Below are 20,403 nucleotides of genomic sequence, written 5' to 3'. Positions count from 1 at the left end.
CGCGGCGCTGCCTCCGGGGACGAGCGGATCAGCCGATGAGGTCGACGGGGATGGGGCGCAGCTTGGTGGCCACCATCGCGGTGTAGTAGATCGGCACGCCCTGCGACGACCGCCTGTGCACATAGCGGCGGCTGGCCTCGAGGCGGCATATCTTCTGCTCGAGCACCGTCCGGATCAGGTGCGAAAACCCGAAGCTGTACTTCGCGTCGAGGAAGGCCTCCTTGATATTGAACGCCAGGAGGCCGCCGTCTTCTATCAGGTTCACGGCGGCGATAAAGGCCTGGTGGGGGATGTCCCCGAAGCCCAGCGCCGCCACGCACGTCATCGTGTTCAGGCGGGCGTCGACCAGCATCCGCCGCTCCCGCTCGGCCAGCGAGCAGATGTCGCCCGCGATGTAGCCGCAGTACGCTCCGGGGCGGTCTCGCTCGGCCGCGGCCCTGGCCTGCTCCAGGATGTCGATTCCCCACACGTCGGTGATGCCGTACGAGCGCAACGTCTCCGCGACGATGCCGTTGCCGCCCCCCAGGTCCAGGGCTCGCACCTCTCCCTTCATGTCCAGATCGCGCCGGACGTCATCGAGCAGACCCACCACCCGACTCGGTGATCGGCATTGCAGGCGATCATAGAAAAGGTACTCATAGAGCCCCGGCTCAGCAAAAATCTTGCCATAGTCGTGCATCCGCAACGGGACCCAGCGGTCATCGACAGCGATCTCGCAGTATTCCTCGTGCTGGTCGACGCCAGGGTCGAGCCGAGGGAATCGGACGCGGCCCTCCCACCGCGCGATGCTCTCTTTGCGCTGCCTCAAGCTTTCAACGAACATCTCACCTCCAGCAAACGGTCACAGGTCGATCTTCAGGTTTTCGGAGAGGGCCAGGGGCGTGAAGCGCTGCACGCTCCCAGCAGCAACGCCGGGAGCCTGAACGTCACGTCCACCCGCCGCCTGGTCCGTGGCACGCACGCTACATCGTTCTGTGGATCCCTGGTTGTCACGGAGAGATCGAGCTCACCTCTCTCTCCGTCACGAGCCGGCCGGCGCAGCCGGGGAGGATACCTGGGTGAAGCGGAACCGGAGCGCGCAGCCGGAACCGTCTCTCATGATGGAACATTCTCGCCTCGACTTCCAGCACCATCAGGATGTGCGAGACGGATCCGGCGGGGTGGCGCGGACCGGGGGCGCCCGGCGCTCTCTGTGCGTCTCGATCTGCGGCTTGTTGGAGGACGCGTTGTGGTCGCTGGCGTGAGGGCGGGGCCCTTCGACGGGAGGCGCGTCCCGCGCGGCGCGTCAGAGGCTCCGTGCGGCGCGGGCGCCCGCCCGGGACGCGGCGGCGCGCACCGTCCGCTCGCGCCGGCTCGGAGAGCACGACGTTCAGCTCCAGCACGTCGCAGTCGCCGCTCCGCTCCACGTTCACGCTCACCTGCTCCAGGTCGCTCCGCTCGTAATCGAGATCACCTGGCGCAGCTCCTGCTTCAGGGCAGGTAGTCAGGCTCGCCCGTCGGGCGCACGCGCTCGCGCGCTTCGGGTCGACTTTCGGGCGGCTGGTCCGCGTAGACGGCGCAGGCGTGGAGTCATGTGCGGCAGGCTTGCGCGCGCTCTTCGCGAGAGTCGTCACGATGTCGCTCGGACCAACGGCGCATGCGCTGAGAGCGCCTCTCATAACCTCCCGTCGCCAGGCGGCCGAGGGCGGGCGCATCGCGTCGCTGCTCCTCGTCGCCCTGCGAAAGTAGGGCTCCTCGTCGCGCCTAGCGCTGCACCCGCCCTAGGCCGCCTGGCTCGGTCCGGTCTTGTTCGGCGCTCTAAGCTCGCTGCTCGACTCCTGCCAATGTACATTCCGGTCAGCGACGACGATTCCTCACTCGCATGACACAGCTCTTCGCTTCGAGGTCCATGAGGCCCAGGGTTTCGACGACTCCCGTCGCCAATGAACCTACAAACACCGGCCACAGGGCGGCTCTACGCGACCATCCGCCCTTCAGCTCCACCACGTTGGCGAAGTACATGCCCCAGCTGGCCGAGTTCGCCATCCGCACCACCACGGGCCTGTTGCCGGTGGTGGCCGGCAGCTCGCTGTCCAGGAGGTAGTAGATGTGCGCCGCGGCGTTCTTCTCGCCCGGCACCTCCTGCCTGTTGAAGAGCCTCATCGGCGCGCCATCGTAGGTGACGCTCTCCGGCACGAGCGAGTTCTCGGAGGCGACGACCCCGACGAGGACCATGCGATCGTTGTCCCGCGGCGTCTGCAGCGCGTGGGTCACGTTGATGATGGGCGTCGAGCTCCCGCTGGAGATCACGCTGCCGGTCGTGGCCGAGTTGACGACGATGATGTCCGGCGTGACGACGCAGTTGCCGTTCGAGCAGATGGACCTCGTCCCCGAGCACACGTGGCCGCAGTCGCCGCAGTTGCCGGCGGTGCCGAGCTGGGTCGTGCAGCCGTCGCGCGGGTCGCCGCAGGCCTTCCAGCCCGCGTTGCAGGTGGGCACGCAGGTGCCGCTCCTGCAGGCGGTGGCGCTCGCGTGCGCCTGGAGGCACCGGGTGTTGCAACCGCCGCAGGCGTTGACGTCGCTGGAGACGTCCTTCTCGCAGCCGTTCATGCCGTCGCCGTCGCAGTCGCGCCACAGGCCGCTGCACACCGGGCTGCAGCCCGACGAGCCGCAGGTGTTGCTGACGACGTGGGCGCTTGCCCCGCTCTGGCACACGAGGTTGCAGCCGAGGCAGTTGCCCTCATCGCTCCACAGGTCGATGTTGCAGCCGTTCTCCGGTACCCCGCAGTCGTCGTACTGCGCGGTCGTGCACACCGGGTCGCAGGTGCCGTCGATGCACTGGTTGCTGGTGGTGTGGATGGTGTTGCACCGGGTGCTGCAGTCGCCGCAGTGCCCCTCGTCGGTCCTGACGTTGGCCTCGCAGCCGTCGGTTATCGAGCCGTTGCAGTTGGCGTAGTTTGGCTTGCAGCCGACGAAGGTGCAGTTGCCGCTCTGGCAGGTCGCGGTGGCGTTCGCGTAGATGCTGTTGCAGTCGACGCCGCCGGCGGCCGCGCAGGCGCCGCAGTGGGTCTGGTTGGAGTTGACGTTCGTCTCGCAACCGTTGTCCGGGTTGCCGTCGCAGTCGCCCATCCCGCTGTTGCAGGTCCTCACCTTGCAGTCGCCGCCCTCGCACTTCGGGGTGCCGCCGGCGATGGTGCAGGCCTCGCCGCAGCCGCCGCAGTGGTCGAGGCTCGTCTCCGTGCTGGTCTCGCAGCCGTCCTCGTAGCCGCCGCCGCAGTCGGCGAAGCCCGGCGCGCAGCTGGCGATGGCGCAGCCGGTGGCCGTGCATTTGCCGGTGCCGTTGGCGACCGTGCACAGGCCGCCGCACGTGACGCAGTTCTCCGGATCGGCGGCCAGATCCACCTCGCAGCCGTCGTCGGGGTCGCCGTTGCAGTCGCCCTTGCCGGCCGGGCAAATCGTCTCGCCGCACACGCCGTCGCGGCACCACGGCCTGCCGCCCTCCGTGGGCACGCACTCGATACCGCACCCGTTGCAGTTCAGCACGTCGCGGGTGATCGCCTTCTCGCAGCCGTCGCCGATCAGGCCGTTGCAGTCGGAGAAGCCCTTGTCACACTCGATCTTGCACTCCGACTCCTCGCAATACGCGTCGCCGTTCACGGCCGGGCACAGCTCGTCGCACCCGCCGCAGTGGCTCGCGCTCGTCGAGGTGTTCACCTCGCAGCCGTTCTCGGGATCGCCGTCGCAGTCGGCGTAAGGCGCCTCGCACTCCTTGACCTTGCAGGCGCCGCCCTGGCACTCGGCCGTCGCGTGCGACAGCGCGCACTTCTGGCCGCAGTCGCCGCAGTTGTCCACGTCGGCGCGCAGGTTCACCTCGCACTCCCCCCTCGACCTGGCGATCGCAGTTGGAGTAGCCATCCGAGCAGGTGGGGCCGCACACCCCGTCGATGCAATCGTCGCTGAGGCAGTCCCTGCTCGAGCGGCAAATCTTGCCGTCCTCGCAGCCCCCGCAGTCGGCGCCGCAGTCCACGTCGCTCTCGGTGCCGTTGGGCACGCCGTCGGTGCAGGTCGCCCCGACGCATCGGCTGTCCTGGCACACGGCGCTCTCGCAGTCGCCGGCCCGGTTGCAGGCCTGGCCGGTCGCGCACTTCTTGTCGCAGCTGCCGCCGCAATCGACGTCCGACTCCGAGCCGTCGCGGGCGCTGCGCTTGCGGCCAAAAGGTCCGACGTCCTCGCGGCGACGGAGCGCATCTTCGCGGAGGAGATCGCCCGCGTGACCACGCGGCTCGCGAGCATCGCCGGCGCACGGACGGGCTCGGTCGGGTTCCCTCAGAGATTCGGCTCGAGCTTGAACGTTCACGTCCATTTTCACACGCTGGCAATCGACGGCGTTTTCGAGAAGACCGCCATGGGCGTGCGCTTCCACGATGCGCCGCCGCCTTCAAAGGACGATGTCAGCGAGGTGGCGCGACGGGTGCGCGAGCGTGCGCTTCTTTGGCTACGGCGCCGCGGTTACCTCGACGAGCGCGCGGCCGAGGAGCGCAGCGACGAGACCATCGAGCCCTCCGCGCTCGATGCGTGTACCCAGCTCGCACTCGCAGGTGGAGCGTATCTTGCGCGGCCTTTCGAGCACAAGGACAGTCCCGGCGCGGCTTTCGAGCGCCGAGAGCGACGCTTCTCCGCGGCGTGCGACGGGTTCGACGTGCATTGCGCGGTGCGCATCGCAGCGGATGACGGCGGTCGACGATCCGCGCGCGAGAGGCTCGTGCGGTACTGCTCCCGCCCGGCCTTCGCACTCGATCGAATCGAGCTCCTGCCCGATGGGCGTATAGCGTACTTGCTGAACACACCTCGGCGGGGACGCACTCACCGCCTCATGAGTCCAATGGAGTTCATGGCCCGGCTCGCGGCTTTGATTCCTCCGCCGAAGATCCCGCTTGTGAGATACCATGGCGTGTTCGCGCCTCGCTCGTCGTGGCGCTCTCTCGTGACACCCAGACCTCCGGCCCGCGCCGCGAAGTCTGAGCCGTGCGCGGGGCACGCGCCTCTGCCCGCCGCGCCCGCGCCCGCGCCCGCATCGCCCGCGCCCGCGTCGCCGTGCGCTCCGCCGGCGCTCTCAGCGAGGTCGCTCGCGCATGCCGAGCCCACGGTGCGAGTTGAGCCGACCCTGATCTCGGTCTTGCACTGGGGGCGGCTGCTCGAAGGGGAGTTGTTCGCAACGTCGCGCTACGTCGAGTGGGCCGTGCTCATGAAGCGTTCGTTCGGCTTCGATGCGCTCCGCTGCCCGAGATGTGAACGGAGGATGCGCGTGCTTTCCACGAACACCGACTCAGCGGTGGTGCGCCGCATCCTCGATCATCTGAACTTGCCCTCGCAGCCCCGAACGGCAGCACCCGCGCGCGCTCCAACGTGGGAACCGATGGCGTTCGGGTTCGACGCGGCGTAGGTGGGCACTCGGCCCGAGCCCGTCATGGCGAACGCACGTCGCGGTCGTCGAGCCAGAGCTGCACCCAATGCACGGCGCGCGGGCCCTGCGACGGGGCGAGCGGGTGTTTGATGCGCGATAGACGGCTCGCCCGGCGCCGTTCCCGCGGGGCGTGACACGGGCGAGAGCTCTATGGTTTCCTATCCGCTGTGCGGCGCGATCGCTGCCTGGGTCGACGGCGTACCCATGGGCCAGGTCCCCACGCGCCCGGCTCATATGCGACAGCAGTTCTTTCAGTTCGATACCCGCGCGCATGCGGGCGAGGAGCGCTTGCTCGAGATCGATGTCGCTGGCGGTTCTCTGCTCTGCTTCGATCTCTGGCTCGAGTGAGCGAGCGAGGGCTGGCGAGCTTCAGGGCACTCGACCGAACAGGTCGAGCTGATGGGCGATGTAGGCGAGCTCCGCGCGTTCGACCTGCGCGTGCCGAGCGGTGAGCCATTCGTCCAACGCCGCGGCGTCGAGCTGCGGATGCCCGGCGAGCGCCGTGTGAACGGTCTCCAGGATGTGATGAAGAAAATACGCTTCATCTCCGGGGTAGCGGCCGTCTGCTGGAAACACCACCCAGTCGGAGCTGCCGGCAGCGACGAGGGCGGCGCCGGACTTGGGGATCTCCAGCAAGAGGCGGCGCCCCGTCTGCGGGTGGCCTGCCCGGGTGCCCTGGGCGTCGGCCGTCATCGTACCGTGATAGAGCGACACGACGGCCCCATCGTGGCGGTGCTCGGGCAAGAAGATCGTCTCTCCGTCGAAGTTGATCGTGAACCAGAACCCCGCTCCGGGCGCGAGCGCACCCCAGATCCGGGGCAACGTCGGCTCGAGATCCGTCAAGTCGAGGACGGCGTTCGCGAACACGAGATCGTATCGCTCGCCGCGGCTCGCCGCGTCGAGGAACGCGAACAGGTCAGAGCGCACGAACTCCACGTCGAGGCGGCAATCGCCCCGCTCGACCGCGATGGCATCGGCGCTCGACTGAGTGACGGTGCCCCAGCGCTCGAGGTGCTGCCGCGCCGCGGCCAGGCTGTCGCCGTCGCGATCGACCAGCGTGTACTCGGCCCGCCCGAGCACGTTCCAGTCCGCCAGGCGCGACACCATCGTGCCGACGCCAGCGCCGAGCTCCAGCACGCGCAACGTCGCGGGCTTGCTCCGAATGAACTGCTGCAGCGCGTCGAGCACCTGGCGGTTGAGCGCGCGGTCGTCGATGGGTTGCTTCGATTGAAGGTAGCGAACGTTCGAGTAATGCATCACAGGGGTGCCCTTTCTTTCGGGCGCCGGGCTGGTGGTCGTGCGGCGGCGGCCGCTCGCCGCTCGGAAACGGGAGGGTCAGCGCGTACTACCGGCGACGTCGCCAAATGACAACGCTCGCGCGTCCGAGGGCCGGCCCCGTGGGGCGGACTCGACCGTGATGCCTCACCTCGGTTCAGTTCAGGGGCCGCCGAGCGTCTGCTGCAGCTGCGCGAGATAATCGGCGAGCGAGATCGGGTGACGCCCGGTGAGCGCGCGCGGCGCCGATGGACGTCACGTAGGTGGCCACGACCGAGTGCGCCAGAGCGCGGCCGAGCCGCGGCAGCTCCTCGACTGGCGGCCAGGGCCCATCGCTCCACGGGAGCGCGGGCGCGACAGGCTCGGGCACGCGCACCTCGCGCGCAGCGGGCTTCGCGAGCGCGAGCGTCTCGGCGAGGGCCACTTCGAGGCGGGCGTGGCGACCGTGCAGGATCCGGCGGCGCACCAGGTGGAACGGCTGCACCTGCGCTCCGAGCACCTCGACCACGGCGTCGCGCGCCTGCGGCGGCGAGTCGAGCCAGCGGCCCTCGCAGCAGGCGCGCAGGCTCTCAGCGCCACGCTGGGGACGCCGATGCGCACCTCGATGCACGCCGCGAGCGCGTCGAGCAACCCGGCGTCGGCCACGGTGTCGTGCGCGAGGTCTTTCCCACGGACAGCCAGACGTCTGGCCACGCCCGAGGCCCTGGCGGCCGTCGAGGTCCCGGCGGTCGTCTCGACGTCGCCGCCCGAGGGGTTCTCGTTCTATGCGCTCCACCCGCTCGATTTCGCCCGGCTGGCCGAGCGGCTCGCGTCCCCGCCGGCGCCGGTCCGAATCGTCGGTATCCGCAGCATCGGCACGACGCTGAGCGCGGTGACGGCCGCGGCGCTCCGCGGGCAGGGGATCCGGGCCGGGCGCACCACCGTGCGCCCGTCAGGTCACCCCTACGACCGCCGCGTCGAGCTCGACGCCGGGCAGCTCCGCTGGGTCGAGGACGGCATCGCCGAGGGAGCGCGGTTCTGGGTCGTCGACGAGGGGCCTGGCCTCAGCGGCGCCTCGTTCCTCGCCGCCGGAGACGCCCTGGTCCGCGCGGGCGTCCCGCGCGCCACCATCGTTTTCCTCGGCTCCCGCGCGCCCGATCCCGACGCGCTCGTCGCGCCGGACGGCGCCCGCCGGTGGCGGTCCTTCCGCTCGGAGCGCGCCGAGGGCGGGGCCCTGCTCCCCGGCGACGCGGGCGAGCCCATCGGCGCCGGGGCGTGGCGCCGCCGCTGCTATGAGGACGAATCGCGCTGGCCGCCCTCCTGGACGTCCATGGAGCGCCTCAAATGCCTTTCCCGCGAGGAACGCCGGATCCTCAAGTTCGAAGGGATGGGCCGCTACGGGGCGGAGTGTCTGGAGCGGGCTCAAGGCGTCTTCCGGGCCGGCTTTGGGCCAGAGCCGCGCGACGAGGGCCAGGGATTCTGCTCGTATCCATGGCTCCCTGGCCGCCCGCTCCAGGCCGATGACCTGTCCGCCGCGGAGCTCGAGCGCCTCGCCGACTACTGCGCCTTTCGCGCCTCGGCCTTCCCTGCGCCGAGCCCTGCGGCCGACGAGCTCATTGCGATGGCACGTACCAATTTCTCGCTGGAGATGCGGAGGGAGCTCCCGGGGGAGCTCCACCTGGAGCTCGCGCGTCCGGTGATCGTCGATGGCAGGATGGATCCTCACGAGTGGCGCAGGTCCGCCGCGGGTGAGCTGGTCAAGGTGGACGCCTGCGGGCACGGCGACGATCATTTCCTCCCTGGCCCCACGGACATCGCCTGGGATCTCGCCGGCGCCATCGTCGAGTGGCGGATGCCGCGAGGCGCCCGGCGCGCCTTCCTGGAGCGGTATCGGCGCCGCTCCGGCGATGATCCCGAGCGGCGCCTGCCGGCGTATCTCCTCGCCTACACGCTCCTGCGTCTGGGTCACGCCGCGATGGCCGCAGCGTCGCTCGCGGACCAGGGCGAGGCGCTGCGCCTCTCCGCGGCGCGACACCGCTATCGCGCGGCCCTGATCGAGGGCCTCCGCCCCGCGGCCGCCTCGGGGGCGTTTGGCTAGCTCCGCGTGTCAGGAATCCCGCCAGAACAACCGGTCGATAGCGAGTGGTCGCTGGAAACAGCAGCGATTTTCATAGTTTCCGCCTGTCTCCCCGTCGAGGGCAGCTCCGATGTGGCCCAATGGGGCGCCCTCCGCCGCCGCGTCGTCAACGGGGCTGCGTTCATTCCACAGCCTGCGGCGGCAGGAACAGGGGGGGCGGCCGGTGCCGGCGCTCGATCAGCGCGTGGCCTCGCTCCGCTCGATGCTCAGCTCAGGGTGGTTCGCCTGGATCCATGCGAGCGCCTGCTCGATCACCGCAGGTTCGTCCGCGTAGAGGATACAGGGGGACACGCAGAACTCGAGGTAGGCGGGCGTCGACCAGATCACCAGGTCGTCGCTCGTCCAGAACGACTGCGTCCGGTCGCTGAGCTCGGGCGCGCGCGGGACGCCGAGAGCCCGCGCCAGCGCCTCGCCCACGTCCTCGGAGAGGCTCGCGCGGTGGCGGGCCGGCCACCCCGGGATCACGTCTGGAGCCTCGTGCCCCAGGGCGAACCGCTCCAGGAAGATGCGCCACGAGTCGGCGAAGACGAAGCGCTCCACCACCCCGTCGTCGGCGAGGATCGCGCCGTCGGCCGCCATGAAGTACAGGCCCCTGGAGAAGGCGCCGATCGGCACCAACCCGTCGCGGGGCAGGACGCCGCCCTCGAGCTCGAGCGCGGGGCCCAGCCAGTAGTGCTCGCCCTGGTCGCGGGAGACACAGAGGCCGCCCGCGTGCCGCTCGAACGCGAGCAGCGGCTCGCTGGCCGCGACGCCGTGAGGCGCGAGCAGCTCCTCGAGGCGGGCGCGCGAGGCGGAGCGCTGCGGATCCCGGAGCACCCCCCGAGCGCGCAGGGCGTTCACCGCGCGGTCGGTGAGCACGCCCCGGAACCCCTCGGCAGCGAGCATCCATCGCGTGCGCGCGAGCCGGCCGCCCGCCGGCGGGAGCTCGTGGCGCTCGAGCACACGCCCGCCGAAGTCGCGCTCCTGGACGAGGGAGACGCCTATTGCGGTGCGCTCGACGCGCAGCGCTCCCCGCTCCTCGGGCCGGTCCAGGCCGATGGGCACGAGCCCGCAGCTCGCCGGCGCGGGGGCTTCGCCCGGATCGCGGAGAGCCACGGTGACCTCGTTGCAGGCGATCGCCGCGACCGCCGGCGAGCCCGCGAGCGCTTCGACTGCCCGGGCGAGCCGCTCGACCGACCTGGCGAAGACGAGCGTCCGGTCCGGAGCGGCGCCCGAGGGGTGCCCGTCGAGGATGACAAGATCCTCGGCGTCCCAGACCGTGTGGTAGGCATCGCTCGCCACCGCCACAGGCCGGGCGCCGAGCGCCTCCGCGAGCCGGGCGCCAGCGCGCGGGCGGGCTTCGAGGCGCAGGTGGTGGAGGCCGCGCTGCGCGATGTCGAGGAAGCGCGCGAGCTTCTCGACCAGGATCACGGGGGACGTTGCGTAGGGCACCGGCGCGTTTCCCGTCGAAGAGCCTTCCACGGAGACGGTGCCGTCCTCGGCTAGCAGGAAATCGACCATTCCCTGGGAGCGTTCCGCACGGTCGTGAGAGACGTGGAGGTACGGGTCGAGCCCCGCGAACGCCGCGAAAGGTGCGCTGATCCCGATGGGCCAAAAGCCGGCGCGGGACAGCGCCCTCGTGATGTTGCGTCCCAACAGTGCGCCTGGACCCAGGAGGATCTCCCACCAGTCTCGCGAAGGGGGGCCGAAGGAACCGCGGAGCGGGAGCTCCAGCGGGTCCCGTGCGCGGTCCGAGCCGGCGAAGCCGCCAATCGCAGCCTCGGCGGCGAACAGCGCTTCATGGGCGGGAAGCCCGTAAAGACGGAGCAATTTTTCCAGTCGATCGCGGCCGGCACGATGCGCCTCGCTGCGGACGATGCCGCGACTGGCGAGGGTTTCGATCGCAAAACGGGAGATCACCATGACGGTCCTCAGCGCGGCATCTGCACCCGCAGGCTAGCCGCATTACGCGGGTTCATGATGCTCCTCGCGCTCCTCGTCTGCGCGCCCTGGTTCATGGCTTCCTGCCAGCGCTGGTTCGGTTTATCGATATCCGGTTTGGTGACGCCGACCAGGTCCACCACCTCGTCTGGCGGCGCCCCCTGTTGCGCCTGGCTCTGAAGGTTGCCGATGAGCACGCCGCAGTTTGGACAAGCGTTGCGCGGTCCGCCTCCCTGCTGGATGGAGCTGATCTCCGTAATTTCTCGGAGCGCGCTGCGGAGGTGCTGGTTGTTCGGGTCGCTGGCCGAGCCGCATGTCCCGCGCTGCAAGTTGTTCCGTCGCTCGTAGTCATAGAGATGCTCGCTCAGCGCCGCGGGCTCTGAGCAGTTCGCCGGAGGCCGCGTCGCCTGGGGGAATTGCCAGTTGGTGTTGCCATTGTCGCTCTGTATCGGCACCTGCGGCGCCATGTTGTTCCAGACTGTCGGGTGGATGTCGACCGGGTTGTCGGGGTCGCGCAGCCCCATGCTCACTCCGCTCGCGTTCGGCAGGGGCGTGCGGCTGCCGTCCGGGTTGATCTGGGAGCGCCGGATGGTCGTGGTCATCGGCTGCAGGCCGTCGAGGTCCACCGTGTTGAGCGGCGAGTTGTCGGCGAAGCCGTAGCGGCGGACGATCTCGACGGGATCCGGGCTGATGTAGCGGCCAATGTCGGGGTCGTAATAGCGATGTCTGTTGTAACAAAGGCCGGTCTCCTCATCCGCGTACTGGCCAGGAAACCGCAGCGGCGTGAATGCCTCTCCCTGCACCGCGCCGAACGCGCGCGCCCGCTGCTCGGCCGCGATCTGCCCCGAGGACGTCACGAGAAGATCGGGGAATCCGTTCGGCGCGCCCACGTAGAACCGGGGCGCGCCGCCGTCATCGATGTGCGCCAGCGGAGCGAAGCTCCCATCCGGGAAAACGTACGTTCGCGTCTCGGTCACCGGGACATCCAGGGACGCGTCGCGCACACGCACCTCGTGGAGCAGGCGCTGATCATCCCAAATGAAGCGAGTCAGGGCAAGGAGCTGTCCTTGGCTGGAGCGAACCCGCTTTGCCAGCCGCCGGCAGAACGCGTCGTAAATGAACTCCACGACGCGCCCGTCGGGCGCGACGACCGAGGCCAGGCGTCCGCGTCCATCCCAGGTGTACTTCCAGCGGCTCCCGTCGGAGAGGCGCTTTTCCACAAGACGCGCGCGCTCGTCGTAGGCGTAAGCCGTTGCTCCCCGCCGCAACAGGGCACCGCCGCGATCGTACGCGTGCTCACCGGCGTCGGTGGCGTAGAGGTTGCCGACCTCGTCGAAGCCGAAGAGCTCCGCCCTCCCGTGGGCAGGGATCTTGGCGAGGAGCTGTCCCATGGGATCGTACCGGTATCCCGTCGCGCCGAGGCGCGCGTCGAGAACCTCTTCGAGAAGACCTACAGGGGAGTAACGATACTGCGTGTCTGAAACGACCCCGTGCGCGATGGGCCCAACCCACTCCGGCTCGCCCGGTCCAACCGCGGCGCGCGCTGTCGCGGAGAAGACGCGCCGCTGGGCGAGGCGACCGGCCGGATCGAAGTCGTACTGAACGCGCCCGCCGCCCGGAAGGACGGCCTGCCGCTCGCGACCGAGCGCGTCGTAGTGGAAGTCCACAACCTCCCGGCCGAGCGCCATCCGCGCGATCTTGCCCATGATGTCTCGATGCATGTGCTCGACGTACCCGAGCGAGCTGACGCGCCGCGTCCTTCGCCCCATGGAGTCGCAGACCGCTTCAATCGTGTGGCGGACGCCGAGCGTGATCTGCTCCTCCTTCACAAGACAGCCCCGCTCATCGTATGTCAGGTAGCACTCGGTGTCAGGCGTTCGCGCATCGATCAGCCGCCCCACCTCGTCATAGGCAAATTCATCCACTCCACCGTCGTAGATCCGCTTGATCAACTGCCCGGCTGCGTCGTACTCGTATTCGACCAGCTCGCCGGTGCTGCTCCGCCACTGCGTCAGCCGGCCGAACAGATCGCGCCGGAAGTCGTGCGTGCGTCCGTCCATCAGCTCCTCGCGGATCACGTGCCCTGCGAGGCTCCGAACGAAGCGATGAACCTGCCCGCGCTCGTTGTGCACCTCGAGGAGGTGGCCTTCGCGGTTGTAACGGTACCGGATGGGCCCGGCGCCGTCGTGCTGCACCTCGCAGAGCACGTTGAGCCCACCCCAGGTGAGCCTGCTGACGCGCCTGGCCGCATCGACGATCCGCGCCAGCCGCCCCTCGGCGTCGAACTCGAACGTGGTGACCCCGCCCGCTGGATCGGAAACGGTGCGCAGCAGGCCGCGCGCGTCGTACGCGTAGCGCGTCACGGCGCCGAGCGCATCCATGGTTGCCACGACGCGGCCGAGGTCGTCGTAATAGATCGTCTTCTTCGCGCCGTTCGGCTCGATCACGGCCGTGCGGTTGCCGTGCCCATCGTGCTCGAAGCGGGTCACCCCCCCGTTCGGGAGCGTTGCCACGCTCACGAGCCCACGCTCGTCGTAATCGTACATGACGATGGCGCCGCGCCGGTCCTCGACCGCGAGCAGATTGCCCAGATCGTCGCGCGTATACCGGAGCGCGCTCCCATCCGCGCGCACGAGCTCGGTCAGCGCGCCTCGAGCGTCGAAGGCATACTTCGTCAGGCGGCCCAGCGGATCGACGACCGCTGTGACCCGCCCTGCCGCGTCGCGTTCGAAGCGCGTCATCGCGCCCGTGGCGTCCCGAAAAGCGACGATGTTCCCGAGGGAGTCATACTCATGCAAGAGCACGCCCGCGCCCCATGTCGACTTGTCCACCTTGCCGTGCTTGTTGCCGAAAAAGCGCCGGACACGGAGCGAGTCCGCGACTTCGGAGTAGCCGTCTCCCGAGAACTCGAGCTTGCAATGGAATATGCCCCGCGCTCGCGTCACGCCGTCCGCGAGGAACGCAGGCACCCCGGCCGCGAGGCTTGGGTCCGCCTGAGCGGGGTATTCACCCCAGGTCTCGATGCAGCGTCCCTCACGGTCGTACCGGTAGTGGACCACGAGCCCACTGCGGTATGCGTGGGTGACGAGGCGGTGCTCCTCGTCATAGGCGTACCGGCACACATGTCCCTCGGCGTCCGTAGCCTCGACAAGATTCCCGCGCTCGTCATAGCGGTACGTGAAGAAGGCGTGCCAGCCGGATGGGCTCGTGGCCGTGCGCACCTCGAAGGCCGCGATTCGGCCCGAGCGCTCTCGCCGGACGCGCACGAAGCGCTGAACGCAATCGCGGATCCAGGCGAGGCCGGAGACATCGTAGCCCAGCTCGATGCAGTTCCCGTTGCGGTCGAGGAGCGCGGTCAGGCGGTAGCGCGACCCCAGCTGATGGCGCTCGTTGAACAACAGCGTGAGCCCGTCCTCGGTCGTGAGCGCGAATCCCCAGGCCGCGCGACGCAGCACGATCTGCCCCACCAGCGGCCGCGTCTCGCCCTCTTCCAGCAGCGGGGCCGTCACCACGGTGCCGTCGTCCTGCGTGATCCGCACGGAGCGCCTGGAGAGCTCGATTTCCCAGGCGAGCGAGTGGTTCCACCCGAAGCCAAGGCCCATGTCGCGATCGCGCGCAGAGGACGAGTAGCGCCGCTGCACTACGAGCGGCAGCGGACCGGGCAGGCCGAGGTCGAGCGTCGGCAGCGTGAAGACGCGGCCGGTGACCACGTCGACCGGATCGCCGGCGGAGGTGCCGCCGGAGCCGCCGTGAACCGGGTTGGAGCAAGCACCGGCTCCCTGTCCATTTCCGCAGCCGTTGGCCCCCTTGCCGCCGCCGTCAGGGTTGTTGCCGCCATGGTTAGCGCTCCCGCCCTGAGCGTCTCCATTCCCGCTGCCGCCCCTGCCGCCCTTGCCACCACCGCCGCCTCCACCGCCCATGATCCAGACGCCAGGGTTCATTCCAGGGATGGCAGGGATGTTCGGGACCGGAGCCGTGCGCGCCATTCAGGCATGGTCCCCAGCGATTCTCAACCCTGTCAAGATGAGAACTCGGATGCCCAGACGCTACACGGGAAGCCCGCGCGAGACGCTGGAGCATCATCGAACGAAACTCCTGCCAAGACGGATTCTTCCAGACGCAGCATACATCGTCGCGGGAGACTCGGGCGATGACGTGCTACCCGTCCCGAGGGCGGGGCGCTCGATGTCGGCGCGCGGGTGGTCGCCATCGCCGGACCGGGGGCCGGCGGGAGCCCTCCTGCTCGTAACGTCAGTGGCGCTCGCTGCAAGCAGCTCGTCGGCGATGGCCCGTAGAGTTCGTAGAACTGCTCGTCCTGGAACCGCGACGCGCTGCTGAAGAGCCCTCGCTTGAACAGCGACCAGGTGACCGCGGCCGGCAGCGGCGCGCAGCTCCCAGCGGTCGTAGCGCCCTATGACATCGACATGGTCGGCGACTACGCTCCCGGCCAGCTCGTCCGGCGAGCCCATTGCCAGCGCCATTCCCGGCCGGGTTCGCCTCGCGAATGTAGTCGAGGCGGCGCGGGGGGCGGCGTAGGCGTCAGGGGTGCGGGCATGACTCGGTCATGCACGGAAGAGCTCTTCGCCTGAGACTTCACCCACGGCGCAAGATGCACCGCACCCCGTCCAGCCTAGCTCACCCCTCCGATGCCGCCGGCAGCCCGAGCAATCGACCGATCGCCTGGTGAACGACCCGGGCCGCCGCCTCGTCCCCGAGGGCGACGGCGCGGCTCAGGATGCTGGCGAGCGAGGCGACCACGGCCGCCCGAGGCGACGGCCCGGTCACAGCGAGCTCCCCAGGCCCGAGGCTTGGCCCTTGGGCCCGGGTTGGGCCCATGCCTTCCGAGGGAGTGCGATCCGTCGTCACGCTCTCACCAAATCCCGGGGCATCCGACGGCTCGCACCGGTTCGCCCCCGCGGAATCGTCCCGCCAGAAAAAACGACCGATGACGAGCGGCGGCCGGAAACAGTAGCAATTTTGTGGTTTCCGCCTGTTTCGACGCTGAGGGCGGCTCCGGTGTGGCCGAGCGGGGCGCTCTCCGCCGCAGGGCAATGGCGCAGCGCCGGGCAGCTCATCCGGAGGCGGGGACAAGGGGCGTCACATCCGCCCGCACGGACGGCAGAAGCTGCCCGAGCATCTGCCTGCCGAGCGCATTGCGATGTCGCCGCCGGAGCCTTTCACCTTTCACGCTCGACGTCGAGGCCCACCCATCCGCTACGTTTGCATCTCCGCCGGCGGCGTGCCCGGCGGCTTCACTGCTCGACGCCCTCAAGCGTGTGGCAGCCATTGCACGAGAAGTCGCCGGTGTTGGTCATCGGGTCGTACGCGGCGATCTGCAGCACATCGGCCATCCGAGGCATGACCGTCTCGAACATCCATGTGCCCCACCGCTCGATCTCCGGATCCTTCACGTACTCGGCGAACGCCTCCTCGGTGGCGGGAAGCGGGGGGAGGTCGGGGCTCGGCATCGCGAAGGTCCCGTTGGCCGCGCCGCTGCCGTGACAGGTCACGCACGTCATTCCCTCGAACTTCGCGTCGAACGCGACGAAGGTCTCCTTCATCTCCGGCAGGACGACATCCTCCATGAACGCGAAGCGCTGATCGAAGCTCATGTCCTCCCACGCGACGGGCGCGTCGTCCTCCTCACCCCCACATGCAGCGACGATCAGGCACATCGCGATCAAGACGCGCTTCATGACCATATTCCTTCTCCCTTCGTGACAGCTCGTGCAGCATCTCATCCGGCGGCTCGAACCGCTTTTCCCGGTCGCGGCGGCGACGAAGGCCGCATGCCCCGAGCGCCGCCGCCGTCCCCGGCGACAGCCGGCGTCATGATCGCGACCGGCTGTACCCCATAGACCCCGCTGCCCGAGGAAACTCATCGCTGAAAAAAATGCGGGGGAGAAAAATCGAACGCCCATCGGCCCAGACCGTTATTATGTGATTTGGAACACAAGAAAGCACGACCATCGCGGCCGGCGGCCTCAGCGTGGATTTCGCGCCTACGAAGCCGATCTGAGGCGTGAGAAATCCGTCGTCGTAAACGGAAGTCCTTGAAAGAAAGGCTCGGCGTGGCGACCCGTCCGGGTTGCTATGACCAAACGAAGGCACACGCCGAGCACCTCCAAGGTGCGTCGACGCGAGTTCGGGTTCAAGAGGAAAGGCGACGGGTGGCACCCGGGGCGAATCCGGCGGCCAGATCCTGCCGGGATTCACGTCGAGCCCACGGAGAAGAACCTGACGGGCGTCGCAGGGCTTGGCCCCTTCGGCGCCTTCATCCGCGAGCTCGGCATCGACGCGGCCCTGAGCCGCAGGTTCTCCCGGCTGAAGACCGGCCGCACGGTCATCTACCCGATGGCTGCGCAGATGCGCCTGCTGATGGACAGCGCGCTCGCCGGCGAGGAGCGCGTCTTCGGCCTCGAGGCGCTCGCCGTCGATCCGCTCTTCGTGCGTCTCGCAGGCGGCGTCGTCCCGAGCATCGACACCGTCTACCGGGACCTGTGCCGGTTCGATGAGGAGGCGCTCGACGCGCTGCACAGCATGGTCGTCGACCACGGGCTCGCCCTCGTTGCTCGCCGAAAGCACCGGTTCGTGCACATCGACGTCGACACGACCGTGGAGCCGCTCTTCGGGATGCAAGAGGGGGCACTGCCGGGCCCGAACCCACGCTATCGCGGAAGGCCGAGCTATCATCCGATCCTGGCGCGCATCGCCGAGGTCGAGGCCATCGTCGGGGCCAAGCTGCGACCGGGCGACACGAGCTTCGGCGAAGTCGATGTGCCCTTCGTCGAGGAGTGCATTGACCGGGCGCGCGCCGCAGCGCCGAGCGCGGCCATCTACGTGCGGATCGACGGCGCGGGGGATTGCAGCGCCTTGATGCACGCCGTCGCCGCGAAGGGATGCTTCTTCCTGACCAAGGCGCGGATGAGCCCCGATCTGGTGGGCAGGGTCGCGTACGCCACCGGATGGCGTACCGTCGACCGGGATGCCGACGGTCGTCCTCGACGGCAGGTGACCGAGGTCCCCTTCCGGCGCAGCGGTTGGCCGAATGGAGTCCGCGTGATCGCCGTACGCACACGCGATCGGGACAACGGCAAGCAGATCTACCTCTGGGAAGGCCTCGACTACACGGTGCAGGTCTTCTTGACCAACGAGCCGGTCGAAGCGCCCGAAGACGTCGCGGCGCGGTATGACCTGCGCGCGGGCATCGAGCCGCTCATCGGCGATCTCAAGCACGGCTGGGGATGCGGTCGCGTGCCGAGCCAGAGCTTCAACGCCAATCATGCCGCGCTGCTGCTGAAGCTGCTGACCGCCAACCTGATGCGCCGGTATGTGCTCGACCATGTTCCGCACCTCGCGAGCTGGCGAACGCCGTGGCTGCGGCGCGCGCTGATCCTCGTCCCTGGAAGGTTGGCCCGCTCGAGTCGGGGCACGAAGCTGCACGTGCCGGAGCGCTCGCAGCTCGCTCGCCGGCTCAATTGAGCCCGGAACCAGCCGAATTCATGGTGGGGGTAAGGGGGACGTGTGCCTTCGCGGCGCGCTGAGCGCGCCCGATTGTAATCGACGTCGCATTCGTCGGTGGAACGCCGCTCGCGCGTCGCCGTCGGCCCACTCGTGCCCCGTGGGCGCGAAATCCACGCTCAGTTCTCCGTAAGCGCTGCATGAAGCGCCGTCTCTCCCCACTCGCGGACAAGGATCACGTCTTTTGCGAGTACCAGCCCAAGCACACCAGCGCTGCGGTCTGCGAGATGTTCCGCGGCTTCTCGGGGTACATCCAAGCCGACGCCCACGCACTCTACGACGCCCTGTTCCGCGGCACGTCCCCAAGGGGCGCTCGTGCCGACGAGGGACGTGGACCGCCGCCGACGGACGATGGGGTAGACCTCCCGGTAATTCGTCGGCGCGCCCGTTTCTCCCGGGGTCTCTGTCGGTCGTGGTCGGGCCGGCTTGGCCATTGATGACCGGAGATGCCGCGCGGGGCTGAAAGTGACGCCTGGCCACCCCTTCCGCGGGACCGCGCGCTGAATCGACAGACACGTGGCCAATGCACCGGCGCTTCGTCGCCCGGCCTACTGCGCCCTCGAGAAGGACACGCTCCACGTCGGCGCCACCTCGGCGATGATCTCCCTGAACCGCGGCGGGATGTCCGAGAGCTCCGTCATCTGGTGGATCGTGAGCACCTCGGCGCTCCCGAGCCCGACGGGGCAGCGCAGCGCCCAGGCGATCGCCTCTTCCTTCGAGCCCACCTCGATCAGGTAGAAGCCGCCGACGAGCTCCTTCGACTCAGCGAAGGGCCCGTCGAGCAGGACGCGCTTCCCCCCCGAAATCCCGACGCGCGCGCGCACCCCGGCGGGATTGAGGCCCTCGGACGCGACCAGCACGCCGGCCTTCTGCATGTCTTCGTTGTATGTCATGTACGCGGCGAACAGCGCCTCGTCCGGGGGCGCATCCGCCGCTGCCTGTGCGTCGTGCTTCGCGTCGTCGGTCGCCCGTGCCGCGGTGATCATGAATCGCATCGTCGAGTTTCCTTCCGGTTCGAAGAGGAGCGCCCCGGCGGCGTCGACCGCCCGGCCCCTGTCTCCATCGTCACGACGAACGGGCGACCACGCGATCGACACGCGGGGCGATCTTTTTTGAATTACACCTAAGGCTTCGTAGTCACGAGGTTTTCTTCTGGCGGGCGGAGCTGGACGGTGGACCCGGACGGGGAGCTCATCGTCCCGGGGCCGGCAGGGCGGCCCCGGCTGCTCTCCGGGGTCGCCACGGGCCGGGGAGCGGAGCCGGCCAGGCCCGCGATTTTTTCTGGAGGCGACCGATGATTCCTGATGCCCGCGGGGGGTCTATGTTCGGCCACACGCTCTTCTCGATCTACGTCGCCGCGTTCCTCTGGGGAGGGCTCGGGCTGCGCGGCCGCCGGGTGCGCGCGCTGCTTTCGGCGACGCCGCCCTCCGACCGATAACGTGGGCGAGGTGCGCTGCGGCGTTTGGTCCAAGCTTGCTCACCCCTCCGGCGCCACCGGCAACCCGAGCAGCCGACCGATCGCCTCGTGAAGGACCCGCGTCGCCACCTCATCTCCGAGGGCGACGGCGCGGCTCAGGGGGCTGGCGAGCGAGGCGACCACCGCAGCCCGACGCGACGGATTGGTCACGGCGAGCCATCGAAGCGGCCGCCTTCACTCCACAGCCTGCGGGTGAACTGCGCGGCGATCGCGTGTCGTACCATCGTGTCTGCATGACGCTCTCGCGACGTTCCCCCTCGGACGCCGATCTCTGGCGGCGCCTCGTCTGGTGGTCGGAGGCGTCGGATCGAATGGTCGGCGGCTGCGCCGGTGGCTGCGCGTTGGCCGTCGTGGTGTCCGCGATCCTGCTCGCGCTCGGCGCGCGCGCGCTGCACGTGCTCGCCGTGGCGGCAGCGCTCGGAGGCGCGCTGGAGGGCGCTCGGCGCGCGTGCGAGGCGGGGCGGACGCGTGCGCTCGATGCAGCGGCGACGCGCCTCCTGGAGTCGCGTGGGCTGTCATCTCCCGATCGACGCCGATGAACGCGCGCTGCTCGAACGATCGATCGAGGCGCTCGCGGAGAGCCCCACCTCGACCGATCCGGCAGCTTCGCCCCGGATGCTCGATGACCGCACGCTGGCGATCGGGATCGCC

At 69.2% G+C, this 20,403-nt stretch carries 15 protein-coding genes; 6 read left to right on the top strand and 9 right to left on the bottom strand.

What is annotated here, in order from left to right; translation table 11 throughout:
• Positions 1 to 28: 28 nt before the first annotated feature.
• Together WMF27_RS33695 and WMF27_RS33690 are read right to left on the bottom strand one after the other, a co-directional pair.
• Positions 29 to 823 (bottom strand): methyltransferase domain-containing protein, encoded by a 795-nt coding sequence (locus WMF27_RS33695; protein ID WP_437764764.1) that lies wholly within the window; start codon positions 821 to 823, stop codon positions 29 to 31.
• Between the two features lie 1,013 nt (positions 824 to 1,836).
• Positions 1,837 to 3,849 (bottom strand): hypothetical protein, encoded by a 2,013-nt coding sequence (locus WMF27_RS33690; RefSeq protein WP_437764765.1) that lies wholly within the window; start codon positions 3,847 to 3,849, stop codon positions 1,837 to 1,839.
• A gap of 400 nt (positions 3,850 to 4,249) precedes the next feature.
• On the opposite strand from WMF27_RS33690, the gene WMF27_RS33685 reads away from it, so the two are divergent.
• Both WMF27_RS33685 and WMF27_RS33680 read left to right on the top strand, forming a co-directional pair.
• Positions 4,250 to 5,422 (top strand): transposase, encoded by a 1,173-nt coding sequence (locus WMF27_RS33685; protein ID WP_437764766.1) that lies wholly within the window; start codon positions 4,250 to 4,252, stop codon positions 5,420 to 5,422.
• A gap of 171 nt (positions 5,423 to 5,593) precedes the next feature.
• On the top strand, positions 5,594 to 5,791 hold the full coding sequence (locus WMF27_RS33680; RefSeq protein ID WP_437764767.1) for a hypothetical protein: 198 nt from the start codon (positions 5,594 to 5,596) through the stop codon (positions 5,789 to 5,791).
• Between the two features lie 21 nt (positions 5,792 to 5,812).
• Here WMF27_RS33680 and WMF27_RS33675 read toward each other — a convergent pair whose 3' ends face one another.
• Complete coding sequence (locus WMF27_RS33675; protein ID WP_437769975.1) at positions 5,813 to 6,700, bottom strand: class I SAM-dependent methyltransferase; 888 nt, start codon at positions 6,698 to 6,700, stop codon at positions 5,813 to 5,815.
• 295 nt (positions 6,701 to 6,995) lie between these two features.
• Here WMF27_RS33675 and WMF27_RS33670 point away from each other — a divergent pair, with 295 nt between their 5' ends.
• On the top strand, positions 6,996 to 8,795 hold the full coding sequence (locus tag WMF27_RS33670) for a hypothetical protein (protein ID WP_437764768.1): 1,800 nt from the start codon (positions 6,996 to 6,998) through the stop codon (positions 8,793 to 8,795).
• A 216-nt stretch (positions 8,796 to 9,011) separates the two neighbouring features.
• Here the strand turns inward: WMF27_RS33670 and WMF27_RS33665 are convergent, their stop codons facing one another.
• The 4 genes from WMF27_RS33665 to WMF27_RS33650 all read right to left on the bottom strand — a co-directional run bounded on the left by WMF27_RS33665 (position 9,012) and on the right by WMF27_RS33650 (position 16,450).
• Complete coding sequence (locus WMF27_RS33665) at positions 9,012 to 10,265, bottom strand: hypothetical protein (protein WP_437764769.1); 1,254 nt, start codon at positions 10,263 to 10,265, stop codon at positions 9,012 to 9,014.
• A gap of 479 nt (positions 10,266 to 10,744) precedes the next feature.
• Positions 10,745 to 14,740, bottom strand: coding sequence for an RHS repeat-associated core domain-containing protein (locus tag WMF27_RS33660; RefSeq protein WP_437764770.1), 3,996 nt, complete (start codon positions 14,738 to 14,740; stop codon positions 10,745 to 10,747).
• Positions 14,741 to 15,389: 649 nt separating this feature from the next.
• Positions 15,390 to 15,539, bottom strand: coding sequence for a hypothetical protein (locus tag WMF27_RS33655; RefSeq protein WP_437764771.1), 150 nt, complete (start codon positions 15,537 to 15,539; stop codon positions 15,390 to 15,392).
• 467 nt (positions 15,540 to 16,006) lie between these two features.
• Positions 16,007 to 16,450, bottom strand: a complete 444-nt coding sequence (locus WMF27_RS33650; RefSeq protein ID WP_437764772.1) for a hypothetical protein — start codon at positions 16,448 to 16,450, stop codon at positions 16,007 to 16,009.
• A gap of 397 nt (positions 16,451 to 16,847) precedes the next feature.
• On the opposite strand from WMF27_RS33650, the gene WMF27_RS33645 reads away from it, so the two are divergent.
• Positions 16,848 to 18,236: an IS1380 family transposase gene (locus WMF27_RS33645; protein WP_437763081.1), complete on the top strand. Its 1,389-nt coding sequence runs from the start codon at positions 16,848 to 16,850 to the stop codon at positions 18,234 to 18,236.
• A 587-nt stretch (positions 18,237 to 18,823) separates the two neighbouring features.
• On the opposite strand, the gene WMF27_RS33640 is transcribed toward WMF27_RS33645, so the two are convergent.
• Positions 18,824 to 19,270 carry a YciI family protein gene (locus tag WMF27_RS33640; RefSeq protein WP_437764773.1) on the bottom strand — a complete coding sequence of 149 codons (447 nt, stop codon included), beginning with the start codon at positions 19,268 to 19,270 and terminating at the stop codon, positions 18,824 to 18,826.
• A 299-nt stretch (positions 19,271 to 19,569) separates the two neighbouring features.
• On the opposite strand from WMF27_RS33640, the gene WMF27_RS33635 reads away from it, so the two are divergent.
• Positions 19,570 to 19,713, top strand: a complete 144-nt coding sequence (locus WMF27_RS33635; protein ID WP_437764774.1) for a hypothetical protein — start codon at positions 19,570 to 19,572, stop codon at positions 19,711 to 19,713.
• 39 nt (positions 19,714 to 19,752) lie between these two features.
• Here the strand turns inward: WMF27_RS33635 and WMF27_RS33630 are convergent, their stop codons facing one another.
• Complete coding sequence (locus WMF27_RS33630; protein WP_437764775.1) at positions 19,753 to 19,902, bottom strand: hypothetical protein; 150 nt, start codon at positions 19,900 to 19,902, stop codon at positions 19,753 to 19,755.
• A gap of 83 nt (positions 19,903 to 19,985) precedes the next feature.
• On the opposite strand from WMF27_RS33630, the gene WMF27_RS33625 reads away from it, so the two are divergent.
• On the top strand, positions 19,986 to 20,291 hold the full coding sequence (locus WMF27_RS33625; RefSeq protein WP_437764776.1) for a hypothetical protein: 306 nt from the start codon (positions 19,986 to 19,988) through the stop codon (positions 20,289 to 20,291).
• The last annotated feature ends 112 nt before the right edge of the window (positions 20,292 to 20,403 follow it).

Source organism: Sorangium sp. So ce281, from assembly GCF_051527395.1.
Taxonomy (GTDB): Bacteria; Myxococcota_A; Polyangia; order Polyangiales; family Polyangiaceae; genus Sorangium; species Sorangium cellulosum_B.
This window is presented reverse-complemented; position numbering and strand designations above follow the sequence as displayed.